General features: G+C 61.1%; 26 protein-coding genes and 1 tRNA gene. 14 read left to right on the forward strand and 13 right to left on the reverse strand.

Going from position 1 to position 21,042, the window contains the following annotated elements:
- The first annotated feature begins 85 nt into the window (after positions 1-85).
- Complete coding sequence (locus tag ACPPVR_RS17300; protein ID WP_426615389.1) at positions 86-2,053, forward strand: AI-2E family transporter; 1,968 nt, start codon at positions 86-88, stop codon at positions 2,051-2,053.
- Between the two features lie 5 nt (positions 2,054-2,058).
- Here ACPPVR_RS17300 and ACPPVR_RS17305 read toward each other — a convergent pair whose 3' ends face one another.
- Positions 2,059-3,282 carry a serine hydrolase domain-containing protein gene (locus ACPPVR_RS17305; RefSeq protein WP_426615390.1) on the reverse strand — a complete coding sequence of 408 codons (1,224 nt, stop codon included), beginning with the start codon at positions 3,280-3,282 and terminating at the stop codon, positions 2,059-2,061.
- A gap of 376 nt (positions 3,283-3,658) precedes the next feature.
- On the opposite strand from ACPPVR_RS17305, the gene ACPPVR_RS17310 reads away from it, so the two are divergent.
- Both ACPPVR_RS17310 and ACPPVR_RS17315 read left to right on the forward strand, forming a co-directional pair.
- On the forward strand, positions 3,659-3,823 hold the full coding sequence (locus tag ACPPVR_RS17310) for a hypothetical protein (RefSeq protein WP_426615391.1): 165 nt from the start codon (positions 3,659-3,661) through the stop codon (positions 3,821-3,823).
- Positions 3,824-4,402: 579 nt separating this feature from the next.
- Positions 4,403-4,660 carry a hypothetical protein gene (locus ACPPVR_RS17315; protein ID WP_426615392.1) on the forward strand — a complete coding sequence of 86 codons (258 nt, stop codon included), beginning with the start codon at positions 4,403-4,405 and terminating at the stop codon, positions 4,658-4,660.
- Positions 4,661-4,914: 254 nt separating this feature from the next.
- Here ACPPVR_RS17315 and ACPPVR_RS17320 read toward each other — a convergent pair whose 3' ends face one another.
- The 3 genes from ACPPVR_RS17320 to ACPPVR_RS17330 form a co-directional block, all read right to left on the reverse strand.
- Entirely contained in the window at positions 4,915-5,115 is a 201-nt protein-coding gene (locus ACPPVR_RS17320) for a hypothetical protein (RefSeq protein WP_426615393.1), read from the reverse strand.
- Positions 5,116-5,671: 556 nt separating this feature from the next.
- Positions 5,672-5,860, reverse strand: coding sequence for a hypothetical protein (locus ACPPVR_RS17325; protein WP_426615394.1), 189 nt, complete (start codon positions 5,858-5,860; stop codon positions 5,672-5,674).
- On the reverse strand, positions 5,857-6,300 hold the full coding sequence (locus tag ACPPVR_RS17330; RefSeq protein WP_426615395.1) for a hypothetical protein: 444 nt from the start codon (positions 6,298-6,300) through the stop codon (positions 5,857-5,859). The genes ACPPVR_RS17325 and ACPPVR_RS17330 overlap by 4 nt, the downstream gene beginning before the upstream one ends.
- 108 nt (positions 6,301-6,408) lie before the next feature.
- On the opposite strand from ACPPVR_RS17330, the gene ACPPVR_RS17335 reads away from it, so the two are divergent.
- The 3 genes from ACPPVR_RS17335 (at position 6,409) to ACPPVR_RS17345 (ending at position 7,899) form a co-directional block, all read left to right on the forward strand.
- On the forward strand, positions 6,409-6,582 hold the full coding sequence (locus ACPPVR_RS17335; protein WP_426615396.1) for a hypothetical protein: 174 nt from the start codon (positions 6,409-6,411) through the stop codon (positions 6,580-6,582).
- A gap of 322 nt (positions 6,583-6,904) precedes the next feature.
- Entirely contained in the window at positions 6,905-7,285 is a 381-nt protein-coding gene (locus ACPPVR_RS17340) for a hypothetical protein (protein WP_426615397.1), read from the forward strand.
- Entirely contained in the window at positions 7,282-7,899 is a 618-nt protein-coding gene (locus ACPPVR_RS17345) for a hypothetical protein (protein ID WP_426615398.1), read from the forward strand. Before ACPPVR_RS17340 ends, ACPPVR_RS17345 begins: the two co-directional genes overlap by 4 nt.
- An 87-nt stretch (positions 7,900-7,986) precedes the next feature.
- Here the strand turns inward: ACPPVR_RS17345 and ACPPVR_RS17350 are convergent, their stop codons facing one another.
- The 8 genes from ACPPVR_RS17350 to ACPPVR_RS17385 form a co-directional block, all read right to left on the reverse strand.
- Positions 7,987-9,423, reverse strand: a complete 1,437-nt coding sequence (locus tag ACPPVR_RS17350; protein WP_426616128.1) for a terminase large subunit domain-containing protein — start codon at positions 9,421-9,423, stop codon at positions 7,987-7,989.
- Positions 9,359-9,751, reverse strand: a complete 393-nt coding sequence (locus tag ACPPVR_RS17355) for a hypothetical protein (protein ID WP_426615399.1) — start codon at positions 9,749-9,751, stop codon at positions 9,359-9,361. The genes ACPPVR_RS17350 and ACPPVR_RS17355 overlap by 65 nt, the downstream gene beginning before the upstream one ends.
- Entirely contained in the window at positions 9,744-10,520 is a 777-nt protein-coding gene (locus ACPPVR_RS17360; RefSeq protein ID WP_426615400.1) for a hypothetical protein, read from the reverse strand. The genes ACPPVR_RS17355 and ACPPVR_RS17360 overlap by 8 nt, the downstream gene beginning before the upstream one ends.
- Before the next feature lie 125 nt (positions 10,521-10,645).
- Positions 10,646-10,849: a hypothetical protein gene (locus tag ACPPVR_RS17365; RefSeq protein WP_426615401.1), complete on the reverse strand. Its 204-nt coding sequence runs from the start codon at positions 10,847-10,849 to the stop codon at positions 10,646-10,648.
- 1 nt (position 10,850) lies between these two features.
- Entirely contained in the window at positions 10,851-11,048 is a 198-nt protein-coding gene (locus tag ACPPVR_RS17370) for a hypothetical protein (protein WP_426615402.1), read from the reverse strand.
- Between the two features lie 1,302 nt (positions 11,049-12,350).
- Positions 12,351-13,418, reverse strand: a complete 1,068-nt coding sequence (locus ACPPVR_RS17375) for an AAA family ATPase (protein WP_426615403.1) — start codon at positions 13,416-13,418, stop codon at positions 12,351-12,353.
- Positions 13,415-13,633, reverse strand: a complete 219-nt coding sequence (locus ACPPVR_RS17380; protein WP_426615404.1) for a hypothetical protein — start codon at positions 13,631-13,633, stop codon at positions 13,415-13,417. Before ACPPVR_RS17380 ends, ACPPVR_RS17375 begins: the two co-directional genes overlap by 4 nt.
- Positions 13,630-14,106, reverse strand: a complete 477-nt coding sequence (locus tag ACPPVR_RS17385) for a hypothetical protein (protein WP_426615405.1) — start codon at positions 14,104-14,106, stop codon at positions 13,630-13,632. Before ACPPVR_RS17385 ends, ACPPVR_RS17380 begins: the two co-directional genes overlap by 4 nt.
- A 719-nt stretch (positions 14,107-14,825) precedes the next feature.
- Here ACPPVR_RS17385 and ACPPVR_RS17390 point away from each other — a divergent pair.
- From ACPPVR_RS17390 to ACPPVR_RS17400, 3 genes are all read left to right on the forward strand, one after another.
- The gene (locus ACPPVR_RS17390; RefSeq protein WP_426615406.1) at positions 14,826-15,143 is read left to right on the forward strand and encodes an Arc family DNA-binding protein; all 318 of its coding nucleotides are present in this window, start codon (positions 14,826-14,828) and stop codon (positions 15,141-15,143) included.
- On the forward strand, positions 15,140-16,315 hold the full coding sequence (locus tag ACPPVR_RS17395; RefSeq protein ID WP_426615407.1) for a site-specific integrase: 1,176 nt from the start codon (positions 15,140-15,142) through the stop codon (positions 16,313-16,315). Before ACPPVR_RS17390 ends, ACPPVR_RS17395 begins: the two co-directional genes overlap by 4 nt.
- A gap of 69 nt (positions 16,316-16,384) precedes the next feature.
- Positions 16,385-16,460: transfer RNA gene (locus ACPPVR_RS17400), tRNA-Trp, on the forward strand.
- A 274-nt stretch (positions 16,461-16,734) separates the two neighbouring features.
- Here the strand turns inward: ACPPVR_RS17400 and ACPPVR_RS17405 are convergent.
- Positions 16,735-17,028, reverse strand: a complete 294-nt coding sequence (locus ACPPVR_RS17405) for a hypothetical protein (RefSeq protein WP_426615408.1) — start codon at positions 17,026-17,028, stop codon at positions 16,735-16,737.
- Between the two features lie 676 nt (positions 17,029-17,704).
- On the opposite strand from ACPPVR_RS17405, the gene secE reads away from it, so the two are divergent.
- From secE to ACPPVR_RS17430, 5 genes are all read left to right on the forward strand, one after another.
- Positions 17,705-17,896 carry a preprotein translocase subunit SecE gene (secE, locus tag ACPPVR_RS17410; protein WP_007611620.1) on the forward strand — a complete coding sequence of 64 codons (192 nt, stop codon included), beginning with the start codon at positions 17,705-17,707 and terminating at the stop codon, positions 17,894-17,896.
- Positions 17,896-18,453, forward strand: a complete 558-nt coding sequence (gene nusG / locus ACPPVR_RS17415) for a transcription termination/antitermination protein NusG (protein ID WP_015685389.1) — start codon at positions 17,896-17,898, stop codon at positions 18,451-18,453. The genes secE and nusG overlap by 1 nt, the downstream gene beginning before the upstream one ends.
- A 133-nt stretch (positions 18,454-18,586) precedes the next feature.
- Entirely contained in the window at positions 18,587-19,015 is a 429-nt protein-coding gene (rplK, locus tag ACPPVR_RS17420; RefSeq protein WP_200293150.1) for a 50S ribosomal protein L11, read from the forward strand.
- Positions 19,016-19,021: 6 nt separating this feature from the next.
- Positions 19,022-19,714, forward strand: coding sequence for a 50S ribosomal protein L1 (rplA, locus tag ACPPVR_RS17425; RefSeq protein WP_426418859.1), 693 nt, complete (start codon positions 19,022-19,024; stop codon positions 19,712-19,714).
- Between the two features lie 90 nt (positions 19,715-19,804).
- Positions 19,805-20,758 (forward strand): 2-hydroxyacid dehydrogenase, encoded by a 954-nt coding sequence (locus tag ACPPVR_RS17430; protein WP_426615409.1) that lies wholly within the window; start codon positions 19,805-19,807, stop codon positions 20,756-20,758.
- The last annotated feature ends 284 nt before the right edge of the window (positions 20,759-21,042 follow it).

Below are 21,042 nucleotides of genomic sequence, written 5' to 3' on the forward strand. Positions count from 1 at the left end.
GGCGAGGAACCAACCACTTTCCGGCTCGTTGGGCTGCACATTCATCGTTGAATGGCACAGCAGGCGAGGGCCGGAAGCGAGACAGATGATCCCAACGGTGATCAAGCCGCAATCTCCCGACGACGTCTCCGCAATGGTTTTCACGGTGGGCGCGGCGATCCTGGGCATCATCATCGTCTCGGCTCTCTATTTGGGACGGGAAATCTTCGTTCCCGTGGCGCTCGCCATTCTGCTGAGCTTCGTGCTCGCTGCTCCCGTCAGGTTGCTGCAGCGTCTTCACGCCCCGCGCGGGCTGGCCGTCGTCGGGGTCGTGCTTTTCGCCTTCGCGATCATTTTCGCCTTGGGAAGCGTGATCGCGACGCAGCTCAATGGCCTGGCCGGCGATTTGCCGAAGTACCAGGCTACTATCTTGTCCAAGATCCAGTCGGTGCGCGGCGTGGCAGGTGGCAGCTCCACGCTAGAGCGCGCCGCCGAGATGCTTCAGGACCTCGGTAAGGAGCTGGACAAGCCCAAGTCGGCTGCGCCCGCCAATCCGCTGACCTCCGGCACGCCGGCCCACCCTGGCGTCAAGCCGGTTCCTGTGGAGGTCTTGCAGCCCGATCCCGGTGCGCTGGAGAGCCTGCGCTCGCTCATCGCCCCCTTGGTCTCGCCGCTGGCGACGACAGGGATCATCGTCATCTTCGTGATCTTCATCCTGATTCAGCGCGAGGATCTTCGAAACCGTCTGATCAGGCTGGCCGGCTCCCACGATCTGCAACGCACGACTGCGGCGCTCGACGACGCCGCTTCGCGGTTGAGCCGGCTTTTCCTCAATCAGCTCATGCTCAACACGGGCTTTGGCGTGCTGATCGGCACCGGCCTTTGGCTGATCGGAGTCCCCAGTGCGGCGCTGTGGGGCATTCTCGCAGCCGTGCTGCGCTTTGTGCCTTATATCGGCTCGATCATAGCTGCGGCGTTTCCGCTCGCGCTCGCCGTGGCGGTCGATCCAGGCTGGTGGATGCTGGCTTGGACTGCGGCGCTGTTCTTCATCATCGAACCGCTGGTCGGACAGGTCGTCGAACCGCTGTTGTACGGCCGCACCACGGGTCTTTCGCCCGTGGCTGTCGTCGTCTCGGCGACGTTCTGGACGGCGCTGTGGGGGCCGATCGGGCTGGTGCTCGCAACGCCGCTCACCGTCTGTCTGGTCGTGCTGGGCCGGCACGTTGAAAGGCTGTCCTTTCTGGATGTCATGTTCGGCGATCGCCCGGCGCTGTCGCCTCCGGAGATCTTTTATCAGCGCATGCTGGCCGGGGATCCGACCGAAGCCGCCGAGAAGGCCGAGCAGTTTCTCAAGGAGCGGTCGCTCGCGGCCTATTACGATGAAGTCGCGATCAAGGGCATGCAACTGGCCCAGTCGGACTTCGACCGCGCTGCTCTGGACCAGACGCGGCTCGCGCGCATTCGCGATACGGTGGTTGAATTCGTCGACGATATCTCGGAACAGGACGATGGCCGTCCTGTCGGAAATGAGCGGACCGTGGATGCCGAAGCGGTCGATGCCGTCGAAACCGTCGCGCCGGCCGATGACCGGCCGGATATCCCCGTGCTCGATGAAGCGGCCCTCGCGGAACAATTTTGCTGCGAAAATGCCGTGCTCTGCATTGGAGGCCGAACCATGCTCGACGAGGCCGGTGCGATCATGCTCTCGCAGCTGTGCCGTGCGCATGGCGTCGGCAGCCGCGTCGAAGGCCCGGAAGCGTTGTCGACCGCCAATATCTTTCGCCTTGATACGTCAGGCGTGGCGTTGGTCTGCCTGAGCTATATCGGCGTCACAAGCCCGGCGCATCTGCGCTATGCGGTGCGCCGGCTTCGCCGCAAACTGCCGCAGGCATCCATCATGGTTGGATGCTGGGCCGAGGGGGTCGCAAACATCGACGAGCTGCGGGAGACGGCGAAGGCCGACCTGTTTGCCACCTCGCTCCGAGAGGCGGCGCAAATCGTGGTCTCCATGGCGCAGGGCCATGTTGGCTCCGCGCCGTCCGTCGAGGAGCCTGTCTTGTTGGCGCGTGCCTGACGAAACTAATCCACCGCCGCGTAAACCAGATCCCGCACCAGGGTGCGCGTGTAATCGCGTTGTCCCGGGCCCTGGCTCATGAACACCACGAACAGATCCTCCTTCGGATCGATCCAGAAGAACGTCCCCGCAATACCGCTCCAGAAATACTGGCCGACGCTGCCGGGGAACGGCGCGATGCCGGCCTCGCGGCGCACGGCGAAGCCGAGACCAAAGCCGTGGCCGGGCGACAACAGCGTGCCGTTGGTCTTCACCTCGGGGCCGAGGTGATCCGACGCCATCAGCTCCAGTGTTTTGCGGCCGATGATCCTGTTGCCGTCGAGCGTGCCGCCGTTGCGCAGCATCAGCGCGAAGCGCGCGTAGTCCATCGTGGTCGAGACCAGGCCGCCGCCGCCGGACTCCATCACCGGCTGTTCCAGCATGCTGAACAGCGCGACCTTGTCGCCGGTCCAGGGATCGGCCGCGAACGGCTCTGCGAGCCGGCCGGCATTGGCCTCAGTCGTCGAGAAGCCGGTCTCGGTCATCTGGAGCGGGGCGAGGATGCGCTCGGTCAAAAATGCCCCGAGCGATTTGCCGCTGACGATTTCGATGATGCGGCCGAGGATGTCGGTGGAGCGGCTGTAGTTGAACTCGTCGCCGGGGTGGCAGACGAGGGGAAAGCTCGCCACCAGCGCGGCGTGCTCGGCATTGGTGATCTTGCGGCTGCGCACGCGGGAGTCCTGGTAGAGTTTGTGCACGGGGCCATCGCCCTGGTGCTCGTAAGTCAGGCCCGACGTATGGCGGAGCAGGTCCTGCACCGTCATCGGCCGCTTCGGCGGAACCAGTTCCAGCTTGCCGCCGCTGGCGACACCGACTTTCTGTTCAGCGAACTCCGGGATGAATTTCGCGACTGCGTCGCTGAGGAGGAGGTGGCCGTCCTCGACCAGCGCCATGATGGCGACCGACACGATCGGCTTGGTCATCGAGAAGATGCGGAAGATCGAGTCATGCGCCATCGGCGCCGAACTGGCCGGGCTCTGCTTGCCGATCGCTTCGAACCAGCCGACCTGGCCGCGGCGGGCCACCAGCACGGTGATTCCGGGTACGGTTCCCTTGTCGATCTCGCGCTTGAACGCATCCGACATCGCCTGGAGGCGGGACCTCGACAAGCCCAGCGTTTCCGGCTTGGCCTCGGGCAGGGATGGGGTTTTTGGCGCGATCGCGGCGTGAGGGGCGGCTGTGGCGGTCATGTTCACTCCCGGGGGCACATTATTATCGGGGATGAACTCTGGCCCAGAAGCCGTGGCACAAACAAGCGAGGCCAGCGCGCTTCACCCTTGCAATCCGTCCTTGCAATCCGGCCGCGCCCTGTGCTTGAAAGCGGCCCTGATCCTAAGGCGACGCAGGGTCCGTAGGAGTGTAGCTCAATTGGTAGAGCACCGGTCTCCAAATTCTGGAGCGGGCATACCAGTCACTCCTACCTGACCCCTTATCGTGCTGAAATACTGGGAATTTTCCCAAGGTCAGCTTGCTTCCATCCCCGCCTATCTCACGTCGTCCCAACAAGTTGGGTAGCAATTGCGGTAGCAAACCGGCTTGCCCCAACCCGATACTGGGGGACGGGCAGTGGAAGCACTTGTCGGGCTTATTGTCGGAATGGCGCTCGGCATCATAGGCCGTGAGTTGTGGCCGCGGCGCCGTGAGTTGCTGATGGCTGCCGTTCTACTGCTGATCTGGACGCCCGTCGTCTGGTTCATCGTTGAGCTGTGGTTACGGATGCCGAAGGGCTGAGTCAGAGATGCAATCCGATGATAAACCGGATGGCAAAGAAGGCGCCGCCGGCGACAATAGCCGCCGAACTAATTGCGAAGACTACTCTCCAGGTCTCGTCCAATGGGCGCCTCGCACAAAGAAAATAGGCCCCAGCATCGGGCCGGGGGGCATGATGATGCTGGGGCCTCCGGACAGCCAGCCTCGTGGGACAGAGGCAGCCACCGCAAACACAAGCCGAGTAGCAATCAGGCTGTTCCAACCTTGCCGAATATTGCTAGAGATGTGTCCTAATCCCCACAGGCCACGCTCCATCATGTGGAAGGGTAAAGCCGCACGGGCTGCTCTGGAAGATCTCCCCGCAGCCTGATCGCCGGCATCGATTGCCCGAGGACGCGCGGGATTTAAGCCGCGCCGTCCTCGGGTGCAACTGTCCAGTCCGGCCGGATTCCGTCGCCGTGGGTAAACTAGCCGATTCCGGCGACGAGCAGACCGCAGCGACAGCTTTTCCACACCCACGACCGGCAGTAGCTCGCGCTCAATCCGAGCCGCTAGGAATCGACGATTTGACTCTGACTAGCGTCACGTTTCGATGGCGCCATGACCAAGGCAGAGAACCGAGCGGCCGCGAAGGCGTACCACGAAGAGCGGATGCGTAAGCTCGAGGAGGAAGCGGAGGCCGAACGCGTAAAAGCAGACCTCGCTGAGCTCGACCGGCTACGCCGCTACCTGATCTTCGGGAGGCAGGCCCGCCGCGGCGGTGACCGCGAGAAGCTGATGAATGCGATCGACGACTATGTGGGAGAAATGACCGGAGATCGGACTAGGCTGCACGCTAAGAACCACAAGTGCGGATAAGGCCGCCTCAGTTGGCGGCCTTACTCTTGGTCCTCGGTCCAACTGCGTTGGCCGCACTGGCATTCAAACATGCGCACGGTGAGGCCTCGGAGGGGGTCCATCATCTTGTGCGCTAGTCTTGGCTGAGCGCCGCAACCGCAGCGCCGGTCTTCCCGCGTCTTCGGTCCTGAAAACTTGTCGCCGCTATAGAAGTTCATAAGCTCACCCTGCCAAAGGTGAGTCACTAAGTACCAAAGTGCACAATTGTTCCAAGCTCACTCTGGAGCCTGAAGCCCGGGCGAATTCACCCAATCGCGGATGTGCGAGCCTGTTTCGGCAATTCTGGCTCGCCTAAGGAGGGCGTCGCGCTCCTTGCCGGCCGGCAATTGTGCTGCCTCCTCTTTCATCTTGGCGGCCAGTTCGGCCATTCGTTCTTCAAGAGGCCGGGTCTGTTTTACTCGGCGGCGCTCCGACATGGCGCACTCCCTAAGCTATTAAAGACGACTCCAAAACGGCGAAATCTGAATCCGGTTCCGCCAGCGAACCTCAAAATAGGCCACTGCGAAATTCAACTTAGGCGACTGGGGGCCAGCGCTCGATAAGGCGCGTGAACCGGCGGGCCAAAAGAAAAGGCCCCAGCGCTGGGGGCATTGCTGGGGCCTCACTTGAGTGCCTGGGCCGGGGGTCGAGACCGCCAGGCGCTAGGATGACTCCCGCCGGCGGGTATCGTTCCTATGCAGCACATGATGTGAAGGCCCGCCAGCGTGAACCGGCGGGCGCCGGGCAACGTCCCGCGCGCTGCGTGGTTTAGTTCAGGAGCCCTTCACATTCGGCCTGCTAAACAGGCGTACTGGGATTTCGAGGCCAGCGAAATAAGCGCCGCCGGGACAATGCATTTCAAGCCCGGCGGCGTAGTTTTTAGGACGGTAGATCAGAGCCGATCCAGCCGCCTGCTGAGCAAGGCAACGCACGTGCTGGCCCGAAGGGCGTAGCGTGCCAGCCGCAGCCGGTAGCGCGTGAGCAACAGGCGGATCAGGAGCATCCGTTGCCCCCGATCAGCGCCACGACCGGAGCCGGCTTCGGTGCGGCCTCCGGCTCGGCAAGGAAGTCCGTGACCAGCTCGGTTGCCAATCGCAGGATGGCCAACGCGTCTCCGTTCTTCTCGGGTAGCTGAGCGGCAAGCTGGATGGCGTGGCGGCGGTGCCAAGAGTTTTCCTTCATGCCATCACCGTATGGGTCCAATCCTGCGATCCGACTTGCTCCAGCAGGCAGTCGTGGTCTCCGATACCGGACGCGGCTGGATCTTGTTCGAGGTCGCGCCGACCGCCGCTAGCCCATTGCTCTTGACTGTGGTGGTGGTCGAGGCTGCCGAGAGATGGCTCGCTATCGCCCCCGTCTTCTTCGTCCCCCTCGCTGACCTCCAGTTCGTCGGTGTCGCATGGACCATCGTCGGCGCCGTCCTCGAGCTCGGTCATCACGTAGGGGTCGGAGGCGTCCAGGAAGGCGATCAGCCTGGTGATCTCGGCGGATGCCTCTTTCCTGAGTCTGGCGAGGTCGTGGAGGGCCGTTTGCCGCGCCCGCTCTTGGAGGGCCAGTCCGCTCAGCGGACCTACAGACCTGTTTAGGGGTGGCGTGCTATGCACGCTGTCAGCCTCGATCATTGGATTACCCTTCGTGCTTGAGGTTAGAGCCAGGGCGGAAGTGTCCAGCTTCCCCTTGGCTCGGCTTCGTGTTATCATGAAACCATGACTCAAGCAAGTCGTGTTAACATGAAAGCACCAAAGAAGCGCGCCGTCGTTACTGGCGATTTGGTAGGCGTGCGTGTTCAGCCCGCCATGGCCAAACAGATCGACGACTGGCGACGCCAGCAGGATGATCTACCCGGGCGGCCAGAAGCCATCCGCCGGCTAGTTGAGCTGGGGCTCAAAGCGAAGGGAAAGTAGTGCCTCCTCGCGCCAGTCACCTTCCTTCACACGTAGAGCGCAGCGTGCTCCAAAAGCTCCGAAGCGGTCGTGAGATGAAATTGAAAGATCTCGCGCCCACGGGCCATAGGACAATCCTAAACATGATGGCTAAGGGTTGGATCGAGCGAGGCTCCGAGAGCGGCACCTATCGGATTACGCCGTCAGGTGATGCGGCTTCACGAACAAAGCTGCCCTAGCACTAAAATTGCGCGGAACGGCGCGCCTGGGTCACAGCAGGTCAAAAGGCCTGACCGGCTCCTGCTTTGGTTTAAAATCCACTCCCGATTCGGGAGAAAATCGCGTGAGCCTCAAGCAGACGAAGCAATTTGACCATAGTGCTAGTTCATTCCGGCCCCCTACCGACGCCGCTGCGCGTGCCTGGATCAAAATATTAGAGCGTATTGGGCCGGAGAACGTCAGAAGCAAACTGGGCGGCCTTGAATCTCGTATCGGCGCCGGCGCCGCTATTCCGCTTGGAGAAGAGACGTATTTCACAGTTGGCTTCGCACAAGAATGGCTCGCTTGGACTGATCAACAAAGGGCCCTCGTGGAACAACGTCGTAACGACGCGATGAAATGGGCCACCATTTGGGCGGCAATCGCGGCGGGATTGTCTGCGCTAGGGGCAATCGCTCAGGCCGTTATTGCGGTCGTGGCATACCTAAAGCCCCCACATACATGAGCGAAGACGTTGACTTCATAATCAACGCCGCCTCCCGGCTTTCAGGTATTGCGAAGCTGGCAGCAATCTCTTTTGGGCTGGCGGACGCCGCAAACGAGGCGATGAAGGTCGGTGGGAAGCTTCTGAATGACTATGCCTGGGTGCAGGGCGCGCGTGGTTTTCAGGACGGCACGCTGATGATTGCGGTGATCCGCGTGTGCATAGCACTCGATGCAGATCCGAAGACGATAAGCTTCCAAGGGGTCTACAAGCGTCTGAAGCGACCGGAAGTTCAGCGCGCGCTGATTGAGCGCGTCTATGGCGAGAACGAGGAATTCCAAAGCATGTTCGGTCCATCGCCCACGGAGATGCTTGAACGGTTTCTGGAATTATATCGCCAGATCGATTGGGCAATTCACTCGCGACTTATTCATTTTCGTAACTTCGGCGTCGCACATCTTTTGGATCGGAAAAACTGGAAGTCGATCACATACGATGAGATGCGCGCCCTTGTTTTGTTGGTTGGGCGTCTCGGTGACGAACTTGCTGCGCTCTGTCACCTGCCGCTGCCTGCGATCGATGATACGGTGGAGGAGTACGCTGCTTTCGGTAACCGGGCTCTTGCCAAGCAATAGTTGGTAGGCCGACAGCCGTCCTGCGAAAAGGCGCCTGAGTCGAGTGCCCGCGATGATGGCGAAAACCAAAGCTCGCCTCAACGTCGTCTAGCCGCTCATCCAGGCACCCGAATCGTGCCCGCCGCCCCAGAAAAAGCCCCGCCGGCGCCGCGGCCTGTCCCGCCGATAGATCTGCTCGGCAAAGCGAAGCATCATCATCCCGTAGCGGGTGGCTGAAAGCAGATCGTCCCCCAGCTTCACCACCTTGCCGTCTTTCCGGTGGTACAGCCGAAACTCCTCGAACCAGTCGAGCAGGGTGCTGAACACCTTTAGCTTGCCGGTTTCCATCCGCGTCAGCATGTCCATCAGGCCGGCCTCGACGCTCACAGAGCCGTCCGCAAACTGCGCGTGGACATCCAGCATGTTGAGTTGCTGGGCCCGGTACTGTTCAGCCAAGGCCACGCCAGCGCCTTCCAGCGTCTCCCGGCGGCCGTCGCGGGGCCATGACCAGGGAAGGGGGCCCCACGACCTGATGGCGCCAGCATGGACCACAGGCGTGGCCTCCCGCAGCCGATGGGCCTTGATGACGTAGACGATGTCCTGATCAGCATCCCAGGCAAGCTCCACCGCGGCGAAGGGATGGTCCCATCCGAAGTCCATGCCGCCAATGCGATGCCAATGGGTAGGGATCTCGAATGGAGCAACCGTGATCGATTCCTCCGTGACCGGAAAGATGCGCCCAGAGCCCAGGATAGGGATGCCCTTGGTCCGGGCGTCCCGCTCGTGCACCGGGTAGCTGGTAATGATCTTTCGGCGCTGCTCTGGCGTGAAGTGCTCGGCCTCCTCGATCGTCATGGACGTGTCGTGACGGTCGGGGGACTTTTCGAGCAGGAACCGCCGCACCACGTCGGACATGCCGAGTAGGGGAGTGAAGGTCAGCCAGACGGGACCTTGGGTGACGTTGGTTCGGGTCAAGCCTTCCGAATAGATATCCTCTGGCGGCTCCTCATCGAACCAGAGCCAATGCAGCGTTTCGCCCTGCCACTTCTCGCGGCCCTGAACGTAGGATTTCAAGCCGATTGAGCTTTGACCCGCCTGGACGTCACCCCCACCGCCCCAGCGGACGATGATCGTTCCGACAAGATCCGACACGCCGGCACCGGGGACGGTTTCAACAATGGCGTCCTTTGGGATCGAGCCGGTCCCGTGCTGCCCGACGCGGCCAAGCAAGATGCGCTGCGGATTGTCCCTCAGGGTTTCACCGGTCGGGCTGCCAACCCACGCGTAGGTTGGTTCGTCGAAAACCTTGCCCTTCCAGTCATCAGGGTATCGGCCAGTCGCGTGCATCGCCGCTTCAAAGCCGCCGGCAATCGTCTTGCCGACCTGGTTAGCGGCGCGAAACAGACGCTCCCGGTAAACGAGCCCAGCTTCATGAAACGAGCGCTGCTTCGCGTACGGCCGATAATACTTGAGCCGGTTTTCAGTTAAGCGCCGGTTTAGCTCCCTCTGCGCCTTGGTCAGCGCTTTGGATTCCTTCTCGCTCAGATGCTTTTCGGCGGAAGTCGTCGATGATTTCCCTGAGCTCTTCGTCGCCGACGTCGTCATACCGGTTGTCCTCGATGGTGTATTCCTTGGGCAGCACGCTCGCGATCAGCTTCAGGTAATCGCGTGGGTTCTCGCGATAGACGATCTCGATCGCTGCCTGACCGCGCGGAAGGGCAGCCGCATTTTCCGCGGTACCCCTCATGTGGAAATGGTCCAACAGCGCCTGGATGAAATCAGCGTGCAGCTTGTTGCGCGCGCCCTTGTGGCGCCCGCCATTGCCGCTGTTGCCGGGAAGAAACCGGCCGGTTTTCGAGTCTTGCTCAGCCATCGTCTTCATTGCTCGAATTGTCGGAGAGGATCGATCCGAGATCATGCACCGTCTCATGCTCGACATATCCAGGCGGACCAACTGACGAGTAATCAGACCTGCCGCACTCAAGGTCGGCCAGCATGTCGAGATCAAGGATGCCGGCCTTGTCGGTCGCCTTTTCCTGATTGGAGCGATCGTCGCGCTTTGGTTCATACGGCTTCCACTTGCTGCCGTCCGGGTTTTTCGTGCCGCCGTACGTTTCGTTCAGCCAGTTCGCGAGCTTGTTGTCATGGGCGGGCTTGACATCGTACTTTTCTCCGAACGCCTCGAAGGCGGCTTCGTCGTGGTCTCCATCCGCGATCAAATCGTCCAGACGTTCGCTCTTGCCCACGTGTTCCCGGGACATCTGCGCATATGTCTTGTTATCGATCGCACCTTGCAGCCACCTTTGTTCGAGGGCATCGGCAAAAACTTTCCGCTCGATAGCCTTCCGACCCTCAGTCACGTCGTGTGAATCGCGGTCGTCATCGTAACCGCGCGCCAACGCCTCCAGATCATGGAGCGACCCGTCCTCCTGCATCTCGGAAAACACCTCCATCGGCATTTCCTCGAGCATCTCGCTCCAGAGGTGCGCCTCATATTCCTTGCATTCCTTGTGCGTCAGCTTGCCTTCGGACGCCATTTTATGCGCCCACGCGATGCCGATATTGGCTCCCTTAAGCTCGTCTTCCCATTCGGGATGACGCTTGGCGAATGCGGACCGCGCAAGTGCTTCTCGATTTGCCATTGTTGTACCTTTTCGTTGTTGATCTTAGGGATGGGCTGCAATGTCGATTGCGTGCGCCAAGGCGGCGCTGGGCGCCTCGACTTCCTGCTGCGAGAGTGAAAGTGAGATAGAGCCCGCCATTGCGCCTAGCCCTTCCGCATCACGGCTTTATAGAGCTTGGTCGTGTCCTCCCGGAGGATGGACACGAGGTCGGAGACCTTCACCGGGTTGAGGCGCGTGGCCTCGATGCGATTGGCGATGCCGGCGATCAGCGAGGCGAACGCGTCCTGTGAACAGCCGTGGTTGATCTCATCGATGAGATCTTCGTGGGGTTTGCTGTTGCCCTTCATGTCAGGCAGCCCCCGCCACAGTCGCGCGCGGGGAGGGGATCACACCCTCTCGGCGCAGTCGCTCCACGACCGTGCCGCGAAGGAAGCTCGACCGCGTGGTGAAGCTCGCAGCCGCCGCGCGGTCGATAACCTCGAGCAGCTCAGGCGAGCACTTGAACACGGCGCGCTCGGAGAAGTGGTCGGACGTTTGTTCGGTCATCTTGGTTCGCACCGGTGATTGATTTGGTGCGACCAATATAAGCCTGACGGGAATCCGAAGAAAGGGAATAGATAAACCAGATCAATTACTTAAAGGCTCGAAAAAGGACTGTAGTGCACACAAAGGCACGGACAACAAAAAAAGATCAACGGACCGCCGTCTTCAGGCATGTCCTCACGATTCAAAGATCGTCTTGTCTCCCGCTCTGCTGACAACACGGACTTCAAACCGTACTGGTTTTTTCCAGATTGCGACCCGCTTGGCCTCTGCTATGGCCTCATCGTCGCCGATCGCCTTGATTGGGATCGCCTCGCATACAAGGCCTTTAGGCTTAGTCACGTCAGGAAAGTAGCAATCCATCATGAAGTGAGACATTTGTGCTTAGCCGTTCCCTTTGTATTGAGCCCATTCGCGCCAGCGTTTCACGGCCGTGCCCTCTGAACGGTCCTGAGTGGTGTGGCTCTCGCCCATATACGTCCCAGAAGCGATCCACACGGCCTTTGATTTCTGGTAGGTTTCTACTTCAAACGATTCATCCCAGACCCTGACTATATGCCGTCCCATCTCGCCCCCAGGAATTGCCAATGAAAGCCTGCCCCGACCCCGATTGCAAAGCGGCCAACCCTCCGCAACGGAGTGCTACCGAGGAGCTAGCAGGCCATGGAGAAACTGCTCCATGGGCGGATTCGGCGCAAGTCTGCGGCTATTGCGGGTGTGTGTACGTTGGCGCTGGCGAGCGGCGCAACATCATGGGGTATCTCGACAACAGCTTGGTGGGTCCTGGCTGGCAGCCGTTGACGGGGAAATAGAAGATAACCGAATTGCCAAACCGGTGCTTGTCGCTCGCTAAGCTATTGAGCGGACTCTAATTCTACTGCGTCGGAATGCTCGGTTGCTACCGCATTGCTACCAAAGGCCCTGAAAACCACGCCTCCTGGACGATCTCGGCGGACGCGCTCAGCCATCCGAGCAGCGGCCCGAACGATCGCTGTCCGATGACGCTTGAGCGGCTTTCCCTCCAGGCGAGGATAGCACCAGGCCGCAAGCTGGGCCGTCGTCAGCTCTCTCTCAGGCATCGCCATGAAAGCGCGCCAGATCCGACGCTGAACTCTCCCAACTCCCCGCAAGGACACAGCCGGAAGCTTCTCGCCGCTTGCTCGGGTGGCTGATGGGGTCCTTTTCACGTCTCTATCCCTCAGTTACGGGTTACGGTTCGGGTTACGTTACGGTTACGGTTCGGGCGGGTTACGGAGTTACGTTACGGTTCGGCTCTCTCTAGAGAGCCGTAACCCGTAACCGTACCTAGCCTCCGTGGTTGACCTTCCAGCGTCCTCCGTACTCTCGGACCATAGAGCGGTCCTCCAAGGCTTTGCGGAGGTCGTGCAGTGTCGCTTTGCGGTTGGAGCCGATGCCGACTGCCTTTGCCTCGTTATTCCATTCCTCCAGTGTCAGGCCGGCGTCTCCGGCGTCGTGGAGGATGCGGAAGAACGTCTGTTGGTTGGCAGATAGCTTGGCGGACCGGGAAGTTGGTGCTGGGGCGTCTGCGGTCTCGACGATGTTGACCGTGATGGGGTCGCCGTCCTCGTCCAAGCCGAACTCATGTACTTTCGACTTGAAGGAAAACAGCGGGCCCTCCGGGGCGTCGTTGGCTTTGCTGATGGTAGCGGTTTTGATGTCTTCGCCGCTGATCGTAACAAGCATGTCCACGTCACCCACGATTGCGCTACTGCCTCTGGGGCCGCGCTCGGCTTCCTTGCCGGTGTGGCCGATCAGGGCAACGTGCGGGCCTCCAGTGACGTTCTTGATGCGTTGCAGATTGGCAAAGATGGCGCCTTGGTCTTTGGCCTGGTTCTCGTCGCCCCCGCCGGCAGCAACCAGCTTGGCCCATGTGTCGAAAATGAGCACTCCGGCACCTCGCGTTCGGGCACCTTCGCTGTCGTAGTCGGGTCCGTAGAATTCCGCTTCAACGTCCGCGATGGTGTCGAGAACTCTCCTCACGGAATCCGGCCGAACCAAATCGATCACCGCGGGGACAACAGCGATCGGCAGGCGCTCTATCCCCTTGCTCTTTGCGATAGCCAACAGCCGACGCCGCACAAGATCCGCCCGCTCAAGGGCGAAGTAGATGACCCCAGTAGGGCACTTATTGCGATGGCCGAACCAATCGGCGCCGCTAGCGATGGCCACCGCTGCATCAGCCAACAAGGCAGACTTGAGGCTTCCGGGCGGCCCCACCCATGCTGACGTTTCATCGTAGGCGAAAATACCTTTGATGATATGGCCTTTGCCGGCCTCGGTCGGGCAACGGATGTTGCCGAACAGTTCGAAGGAGAAGCCTTTCGGCCTTTGGGCAACGTCTGGGGTTCTCATTCGCGCATCAACTCCGGATAGACTAAATCCAAAGCGCCCATTTCCTCGAGCCGGGCGTCAACCTCCCGACTTGAGAGGTTGCCGTTCTTGAGGCTCACGCCAAGGATCTTTGCCTCGCTCTCCAGCCACCTCGCGCGCGTGCACATGAAGCGCAGCCCGGCGAGCTGGAGTTGCTTTCGGACGTTCGGGTCCGAGACCATGAGGGGGTGGCTCATGCACCACCTCCGATCAGGCGCAAATGCTCGGCACCGTAGCGGGCAATCAACGCGGCCTCGGCGCGGCCATGATCTTTCTTGCGCTTAAAATGATCGCCACAGGAGGGGAAAAGCCGGAGAGCCAGCGCGCGAGCCTGCTCCTTGTCCGAGGACAGGCGGAGGTGTCCCTTCCACTTCGCCGGCGTGACGAGGTGCAAAGGGATCGCCGCCGCACCAATCACGCCGAGAACCACGCCATAAGCACGGCCGAATTTAAAGGTGGACGAGACGCCTTGCCCGGGCATCGCGTTGACGCGCTCTAGAAAGACGAGATCGGGCGCCATTGCGGCAACGCGTTTGGCGAGATTTACAGCGTCCACTTCACCGGCCGCGACTGGCATGTCCTCCACGGCCACCCGCTCAGGATGGTCAGGGAAAAAGAAAGCGATAGCGCCGGAAGCACCCGGATCAATACCAAGGATGCAGCGGGTCATGCTGCCCCCCTGGGATCAAAGGGCAACAGCGACGCCACAAATCCGACAGTTCTGCTGGACTCGATAAGGCGCGCGGCTTCACGGAATTGTCGGGCAAGCTCTTCCTGCTCTCCGCGCGCATAATGCGCGAGAGCATGATCACGGATGCAATCTATTTGTTGTTTTAGGGCTTTGACGTGCATTACCGCGCCTCTCCATGTAGGAGGGGAGCTACGATCGAGGCCATTTCCAGACTCAAGGCGCAACGCCGGGTGAGGGCGAGGGCTTGCCGCTGGTCCAGCCTGGGGCTATGTGTTGCATCGAGCCCGCCGCCAAGCAGCTCGATTTCCGAAGCCGGTTCACCGTGTCGCGCGGTGGCCGGCTTCGTCGCATATGAAGAGGCCATAGACTATGCGGCCTCCAGTCCGAGCTGCTTGCGAAGTGCTGCAGTCGGGACCTTCAGGAGGCGTCCGACCTTGATGGTTGGGATATCGCCGCGCTTGGCCGCGTCGTAGCTGCCGTTCCTACTCAGTCCGTAACAGATCCGGCCCGCCTCAGGCACATCAGCGGTCGGCTTCGAAAGTAGCTCCTGTAGTTCCTGATTAATCGGGGTGGCCTCCGTCCAATTTAACGCACTGGCAAATCAGTGCGATAATGCAAAATAGGCCCCGATACCCCCTTGTCAACTATTATTGCACCTGATATTCAGTGCAATATAGTACGGCGAGGGATGGCGAAGTATGAAAGCGAAAAAAGCGAAAAAAGCTGGTCGGCCGGCGCTCGATGAGGCCGAAAGGAAGACCGTGAATTTCACGTTCCGAAGCAGGGCGGAATTGCGCGACAAACTTTCCGAAGCTGCCGCGGCAAGCGGCCGTTCGATTAGTGAAGAGATTGAGCGGCGCCTGATCGACTCATTTGTTTTGATGGACATCAATCAGATTGTGGGGACCGCAGTTCGGATCGCTCTCGATGAACGAGAGAAGGCCGCTGAGGCAGAGCGAAGCCGGATGGTCCCATTCTCTCATCTATTCAAAAAGCCCGACGGAGACGAAAAATGAAGGACGGAGTCGTCGAGCGCGGAAAATCCAAGACTTGGTATGCGATCGTAGAGACGCGTGATCCTGCTAGCGGGAAGCGCAAGCGCAAATGGGTCTCACTTCCCGACTGCAAGGGAAAGCGGCAGGCGATGGAAGAGCGCGCCAGGCTGATAACTGAAATGAAGGCAGGATCGTTTGTCGAGCCGTCCAAGCTCACGCTGGCCCAGTTTTTCGACCGCTGGCTGAAGCACATCAGGGCAAACGTCTCGCCCCGGACGCACGAGCGGTATGAGCAGATCGCGACCAAGAACATCTGCCCACTACTCGGTGCCAAGATCCTGTCAAAGCTCCAGCCAATCGAAATCAGCGAGGCATATGGGAAGGCCTTGGAAAACGGCCGGCGGGACGGGAAGGGCGGTCTCTCGCCCCGCACCGTCAATCACATTCACCGCGTTCTTTTTTCAGCGTTGGGCCAGGCTGAGCGGTGGAAACTGATAGCCCGCAATCCGGCAGCGCTGCTCGAAAAGCGCGACAGGCCTAAGATTGAGCGAAAGGCCGTGACCACCATTGACGCGCCGACGACGGCGGTCGTGCTGGACGCCGCGCGCGAACGACGCCTGTTTATTCCCCTAGTGCTTGGGTCGCTGTGCGGCCTTCGCCGTGGCGAGATACTAGCTCTGCGCTGGAAGTCGGTGGATCTCGACAACGGCCAGTTGGCGGTGATCGCCAGCACCGAACAGACCGACGCCGGCGACATTCGCGAGAAGGAAGCCAAGAGCGGCAAGGCGCGCACCGTGGCGTTGCCGTCCATGGCTGTCGAGGAGTTGCGCCGTTGGCGGCTCGCTCAGGCAGAGGAACTGCTACGGCTCGGGGTGAGGGCGGACGACAGCTGGCACGTGTTCACCTTGGTGGACGGAACCCAGATGCAGCCCCGCAGCCTTACTCACGCGATGTCCGATTTTCTGGATCAGTGGGGCATCACCCTTCACGGGCTCCGGCATAGCCACGCCAGCCATATGCTTGCCGCCAACATCCATCCCAAAGTGGTCCAGGAGCGGCTCGGCCACTCCTCGATCGCGGTCACGATGGACATCTACAGCCACTTGATGCCGAACATGCAGGGGGAGGCCGCGGCAGCGGTTGACAGCGCGCTGCGGGCGGCCATAAAGAGGCCAGCCGACGACGTTGGGTAGCAAAGCGGTAGCAGAGTCCTCGGAATGTTCTCTGCGACGTGATGGAAAGCCGAACGATTTCCGGTCTGTAGGAGTGTAGCTCAATTGGTAGAGCACCGGTCTCCAAAACCGGGGGTCGCAGGTTCGAGCCCTGCCACTCCTGCCAGCTAATTCAATGGCTTAGGCAACTCTTTTCCCGAACGCACGCCGAACAGTGACCCAAACGGCTGAGGACCCCGGGTTAGTCGGGAGAGACCTGAGCTTTAGCGAAAGAAACCGGGAGCGCTTCGGCCTGCGGCAATATGGGACGGTCGTCGGACTGGGCGAAGCGATCAAACGACGCTTGGACAGTCTCACCTGTCTGACGCGGTGCGCGCGACATGTTCTGGACGAGCTGTCGGCTTCCTAAGCCCGGAACGCGCGCGGACTACGGCGCGTTGCTAATTGGCGGTGCTGCCGCTCTTGGCCTTGGACGACTGCTTCACAGCCGGCTTGGCCGGCGCGGCCGACTTCTTCGACGCATCATCGCCGCGGGCAGTTCCCCACGGATCGACCGGCTTCTGGTCCGGAACATTGTTGAGGGAGCGTTGATAGGCGCGCTCAGCCCGATCGTCGTCCGCCTTCTGCGACGCCGTCTTCTCCTTGGGCTGTTCGCCATACTGTTGAACATGGTCCTGTGCCAGCGCGGGGGCGGCGATCAGGGCAAGCATGATCGCGACGGCGATTTTGCGCATCGAGAAACTCCTGGTTCTGCGACGAGCATAACATCGCGCCGATTGCGGTAGCAATGCAGCCGAGCGTGAGTTGGGTATGACGATGATCGGACGATGCGCGCGCCAGCCGGAGGAGCGCGCCGGCTTGCTCGAGATGGGGCCAACGATCGCGCCGAAGCCGGAACCCAACCTTGGACCCAGAGCCAACGATATTGTACGGCACTGGACGAACAGGGTGGGTTGAGGCGCGGGCGGGGTCGCCTGAAATCGTTACGCAAGGTAACAGTGCGGCACCGGATGGTACGATGCCGCCCGTACACTCCAAAACCGGGGGTCGCAGGTTTGAGCCCTGCCACTCCTGCCAGCTAACCCCGCCTGAGATCAGAAACGCCCGGAACCTCGTGCCGCGGTTCATCGAGGCCAGATAAGCCCTTGATCCGGATAAGGTCCGCGGCAGGTGGCCGCGAGCATCCCGGCCGACCCACATCTTGACCTTTGGCCGCATCCGCAGTATCTACGCCGCACTCGCAGCCGGCCCGTTAGACGCGGATTTCCGGCGCGGCTTTGAAATCCCCCGAACAATCGAGCCCGGTTTTCCGGCTCATCCTTCGAGACAGAGGGCTGGGCCAACAACGGCGGCTGTTCGGATCCCTGAAATCTTTAATCGCGTCTGTCGACGGACGTTGGACCTCAAACGATGGCAGTCAGCCCGTTCAAGTTCTTGCAGGAAGTGCGCTCGGAGACCGCCAAGGTCACCTGGCCGACCCGCCGCGAGACCACGATCACCACCATCATGGTGTTCGTGATGGTTGCTGTGGCGTCGATCTTCTTCTTCGCCGCCGACCAGATCATCCGTTACCTCATCACCTTCCTTCTGGGCATTCACTGATGGCAACAGCCGCCGCAACCCAATCGTCCGACAAGCGCTGGTACATCGTCCACGCCTATTCGAACTTCGAGAAGAAGGTCGCCGAATCGATCCGCGAGCAGGCCAAGCAGCGCGGGCTCGAAGAGCTGTTTGAACTGGTGCTGGTGCCGACCGAAAAGGTCACCGAAGTGCGCCGCGGCCGCAAGATCGACGCCGAGCGCAAGTTCTTCCCTGGCTACGTGCTCGTGAAGATGAAGCTGACCGACGAGGCGTTTCATCTGATCAAGAACACGCCGAAGGTCACGGGCTTCCTCGGCGCCGAAAATAAGCCGATGCCGATCTCGGAATCCGAGGCCATGCGCATCCTGCACCAGGTGCAGGAGGGCGTGGAACGGCCGAAGGCGTCGGTGTCGTTCGAGATTGGCGAGAACGTGCGCGTGGCCGACGGCCCGTTCGCCTCGTTCTCGGGTGTGGTCGAGGAAATCGACGAGGCGCGCTCGCGCGTGAAGGTCGCGGTGTCGATCTTCGGCCGCGCCACGCCGGTCGAACTGGAATTCGGTCAGGTCGAGAAGGTCTGATCGGACGAGGCGTGAGGCTTCGGTCTCACGCTAGCAAGAGGCCGTGGGAGGGAGAGGGCGGTTGCCAGCCGCATCCGACCCAGACCACGAACCTGAAACCGCTGGCGGCATGCCGGCACAACAGGAGTGATACATGGCAAAGAAAGTGACCGGATACCTGAAGCTTCAGGTCCCGGCCGGTGCGGCGAATCCTTCGCCCCCGATCGGTCCCGCGCTTGGTCAGCGCGGTCTCAACATCATGGAGTTCTGCAAGGCGTTCAACGCCCAGACCCAGAAGGAAGAGAAGAACACCCCGATCCCTGTGGTCATCACCATCTATGCGGACCGTTCCTTCACTTTCGAGATGAAGACGCCGCCGATGTCCTTCTTCCTCAAGCAGGCCGCCAAGATCCAGTCCGGTTCGAAAGCTCCGGGCCGTGACAAGGCCGGCGCGGTGACACGCGCGCAGGTGCGCGAGATCGCGGAGAAGAAGATGAAGGATCTCAATTGCGACTCGATCGAATCGGCCATGAAGATGGTCGAGGGCTCTGCCCGTTCGATGGGTCTGGAAGTGGCGGGGTAAGGGCTCATGGCAATCGGAAAACGTTTGAACAAAGCCCGCGAAGGTGTTGACCGCGAAAAGCTTTATCCGCTCGCGGACGCCATCAAGATGGTCAAGGAACGCGCGAAAGCGAAGTTCGACGAGACCATTGAGGTCGCGATCAATCTCGGCGTCGATCCGCGTCACGCCGACCAGATGGTCCGTGGCGTCGTGACCCTGCCGAACGGCACGGGCCGTACGCTCCGCGTCGGCGTGTTCGCCCGTGGCGCCAAGGCCGACGAGGCCAAGGCTGCAGGTGCCGACGTCGTCGGCGCCGAAGACCTGGTCGAGAAGGTGCAGAACGGCACGATCGAGTTCGACCGCTGTATTGCGACCCCCGACATGATGCCGCTGGTCGGCCGTCTCGGTAAGGTGCTCGGCCCGCGCGGCCTGATGCCGAACCCGAAGATCGGCACCGTGACCATGGACGTCACCGGTGCGGTGAAGGGTGCCAAGGGCGGCTCGGTCGAGTTCCGCGTCGAGAAGGCCGGCATCCTGCAGGCCGGCGTCGGCAAGGCCTCGTTCTCCGAGGAGAAGCTGGTCGAAAACATCAAGGCGCTTGCGGACGCGGTCTCCAAGGCGAAGCCCGCGGGCTCCAAGGGCACCTACATCCAGCGCGTTGCGGTGTCCTCGACGATGGGCCCCGGCGTGAAGGTCGAGCCGGGCACCATTCTCGGCTAAGGTTCGAAAATTGCATGAGGCGAGGGGCGGAATTGGGCAACCGATTCCGCCCCTCTTCGTTTGTGTGCGCATTCACCGGAAATAAGAACAATGGCTGACAAGGTCCTGATCTACTCGCGCTTTCCCAAGACGATGATGGCGCGCTTCGCTGAGCGGTTCGAACTGCTCGACACCGGCGGCAAGCCGGTGCGGGAGGTGTTTCCGGTAGAAGAACTCGGCGGCATTCGCGCGATGCTGACCGCGGGCGGCACGCCGCTCGGCGCCGAGGCGATGGACCTGTTTCCGAAGCTGGGCGCCATCGTCTGCTATGGCACCGGCTATGACGGCATCGACCTGGAGGCCGCGGCTGCGCGCAACATTGCGGTCGGCCACAGCCCCGGCGCCAATGCGGCCTCGGTCGCCGACATCGCGATGACCCTGATGCTTGCGACCACGCGGAGGATACTGGTCGCCGACCAATACGTTCGCAGCGGCGATTGGGCCGCATCAAAACCCTCGCCGATGATGCGCCCGCAGGCTGGGATGCCCGGCCGCGGTATCGGCGTCTACGGCATGGGCGAGATCGGCCGCAAGATCGCCGCGCGCTGCGCCGCCTTCGAGAGCGAGGTCGGCTATTTCAGCCGCAGCAAATACGATCTGCCCTATCAATATTTCCCGACCTTGGAGGCGCTGGCCGACTGGTGCAGCGTGCTGATGATTGCGGTCCGGGCTGGGGCCGAGACCCAGAACGCCGTCGACGCCAATATCCTCAAGCGCCTGGGCGAAGACGGCTACGTCGTCAACATCTCCCGAGGTTCCGTGATCGACGAGAAGGCCCTGGTCGCAGCCCTGTCCGACAAGACCATCGCCGGCGCTGGCCTCGACGTCTTTGAGAAGGAACCGCACGTGCCCGATGCGCTGACCGCGCTTCCCAACGTGGTGTTCGCCCCGCATATCGGCGGCCACACCCTCGAATCGCACGTCGCCATGCAGAATTGCGTGCTGGCGAACCTGACTGGTTTTTTTGCCGGCCAAGGGCTGCCATACCCGGTCAAAAAGGCCTGAGTCGGCCCTTGTCGGCCCAGGTCAGGCCCCTGCACCAATCGATTGGAACTGGTGTGAATTTTGCTCTTGGCAAGTAGGCTCCGAGCGGTTAAAGAACCGCTTCCGGACGTACCGGCCTTGGCTGGCGCGTTCGTGCACGCATTCCGAAAACCCGATACGATAGGAGATCATTCCTTTTCAGGACGTCCGTAAGGATTTTCCGGAAAAGGAAGGAAAGCCATCGGTTGGTGGGATGCGGGCAGAGGTCGGACGGTTCGCCGGCTGACCTTGTCCTGTCCAAGACT

Source organism: Bradyrhizobium sp. McL0616, assembly GCF_049993385.1.
Taxonomy (GTDB): domain Bacteria; phylum Pseudomonadota; class Alphaproteobacteria; order Rhizobiales; family Xanthobacteraceae; genus Bradyrhizobium.

What these genes read in the sequence shown, in the direction of transcription:
- ACPPVR_RS17300 (WP_426615389.1), top strand. Translation starts at nt 86, where the DNA reads ATGATCCCAACGGTGATCAAGCCGCAATCTCCCGACGACGTCTCCGCA.
- ACPPVR_RS17305 (WP_426615390.1), bottom strand. Translation starts at nt 3,282, where the DNA reads ATGACCGCCACAGCCGCCCCTCACGCCGCGATCGCGCCAAAAACCCCA.
- ACPPVR_RS17315 (WP_426615392.1), top strand. Translation starts at nt 4,403, where the DNA reads ATGACCAAGGCAGAGAACCGAGCGGCCGCGAAGGCGTACCACGAAGAG.
- ACPPVR_RS17320 (WP_426615393.1), bottom strand. Translation starts at nt 5,115, where the DNA reads ATGTCGGAGCGCCGCCGAGTAAAACAGACCCGGCCTCTTGAAGAACGA.
- ACPPVR_RS17325 (WP_426615394.1), bottom strand. Translation starts at nt 5,860, where the DNA reads ATGAAGGAAAACTCTTGGCACCGCCGCCACGCCATCCAGCTTGCCGCT.
- ACPPVR_RS17330 (WP_426615395.1), bottom strand. Translation starts at nt 6,300, where the DNA reads ATGATCGAGGCTGACAGCGTGCATAGCACGCCACCCCTAAACAGGTCT.
- ACPPVR_RS17335 (WP_426615396.1), top strand. Translation starts at nt 6,409, where the DNA reads ATGAAAGCACCAAAGAAGCGCGCCGTCGTTACTGGCGATTTGGTAGGC.
- ACPPVR_RS17345 (WP_426615398.1), top strand. Translation starts at nt 7,282, where the DNA reads ATGAGCGAAGACGTTGACTTCATAATCAACGCCGCCTCCCGGCTTTCA.
- ACPPVR_RS17355 (WP_426615399.1), bottom strand. Translation starts at nt 9,751, where the DNA reads ATGGCTGAGCAAGACTCGAAAACCGGCCGGTTTCTTCCCGGCAACAGC.
- ACPPVR_RS17360 (WP_426615400.1), bottom strand. Translation starts at nt 10,520, where the DNA reads ATGGCAAATCGAGAAGCACTTGCGCGGTCCGCATTCGCCAAGCGTCAT.
- ACPPVR_RS17365 (WP_426615401.1), bottom strand. Translation starts at nt 10,849, where the DNA reads ATGAAGGGCAACAGCAAACCCCACGAAGATCTCATCGATGAGATCAAC.
- ACPPVR_RS17370 (WP_426615402.1), bottom strand. Translation starts at nt 11,048, where the DNA reads ATGACCGAACAAACGTCCGACCACTTCTCCGAGCGCGCCGTGTTCAAG.
- ACPPVR_RS17375 (WP_426615403.1), bottom strand. Translation starts at nt 13,418, where the DNA reads ATGAGAACCCCAGACGTTGCCCAAAGGCCGAAAGGCTTCTCCTTCGAA.
- ACPPVR_RS17380 (WP_426615404.1), bottom strand. Translation starts at nt 13,633, where the DNA reads ATGAGCCACCCCCTCATGGTCTCGGACCCGAACGTCCGAAAGCAACTC.
- ACPPVR_RS17385 (WP_426615405.1), bottom strand. Translation starts at nt 14,106, where the DNA reads ATGACCCGCTGCATCCTTGGTATTGATCCGGGTGCTTCCGGCGCTATC.
- ACPPVR_RS17390 (WP_426615406.1), top strand. Translation starts at nt 14,826, where the DNA reads ATGAAAGCGAAAAAAGCGAAAAAAGCTGGTCGGCCGGCGCTCGATGAG.
- ACPPVR_RS17395 (WP_426615407.1), top strand. Translation starts at nt 15,140, where the DNA reads ATGAAGGACGGAGTCGTCGAGCGCGGAAAATCCAAGACTTGGTATGCG.
- ACPPVR_RS17405 (WP_426615408.1), bottom strand. Translation starts at nt 17,028, where the DNA reads ATGCGCAAAATCGCCGTCGCGATCATGCTTGCCCTGATCGCCGCCCCC.
- secE (WP_007611620.1), top strand. Translation starts at nt 17,705, where the DNA reads ATGGCAGTCAGCCCGTTCAAGTTCTTGCAGGAAGTGCGCTCGGAGACC.
- nusG (WP_015685389.1), top strand. Translation starts at nt 17,896, where the DNA reads ATGGCAACAGCCGCCGCAACCCAATCGTCCGACAAGCGCTGGTACATC.
- rplK (WP_200293150.1), top strand. Translation starts at nt 18,587, where the DNA reads ATGGCAAAGAAAGTGACCGGATACCTGAAGCTTCAGGTCCCGGCCGGT.
- rplA (WP_426418859.1), top strand. Translation starts at nt 19,022, where the DNA reads ATGGCAATCGGAAAACGTTTGAACAAAGCCCGCGAAGGTGTTGACCGC.
- ACPPVR_RS17430 (WP_426615409.1), top strand. Translation starts at nt 19,805, where the DNA reads ATGGCTGACAAGGTCCTGATCTACTCGCGCTTTCCCAAGACGATGATG.